The sequence below is a fragment of the Pseudoalteromonas sp. S554 genome, from assembly GCF_005930865.1.
In the GTDB taxonomy this organism is placed as follows: domain Bacteria; phylum Pseudomonadota; class Gammaproteobacteria; order Enterobacterales; family Alteromonadaceae; genus Pseudoalteromonas; species Pseudoalteromonas marina.
The window spans coordinates 1-315 of the sequence record NZ_PNDV01000116.1; the positions used below are offsets into that span (position 1 = coordinate 1).

Consider the following 315-nt stretch of genomic DNA (forward strand, 5'->3'; position numbering starts at 1 on the left):
AATAATTACTTAGGTAGTTATTCAACACAGTCAATTCAATATCGAAAGATATTAAATAAATTCAGAATTCATTGAGCTGTCGAAAGACATAAAACTTTTTAATTGAAGAGTTTGATCATGGCTCAGATTGAACGCTGGCGGCAGGCCTAACACATGCAAGTCGAGCGGTAACAGGGAGGTGCTTGCACCTTTGCTGACGAGCGGCGGACGGGTGAGTAATGCTTGGGAACATGCCTTGAGGTGGGGGACAACAGTTGGAAACGACTGCTAATACCGCATAATGTCTACGGACCAAAGGGGGCTTCGGCTCTCGCC

1 rRNA gene is annotated in these 315 nt (G+C 45.4%); it reads left to right on the forward strand.

What is annotated here, in order from left to right:
- Positions 1 to 99: 99 nt before the first annotated feature.
- Positions 100 to 315: ribosomal RNA gene (locus CWB65_RS18605) — 16S ribosomal RNA — on the forward strand; the annotation flags it as partial.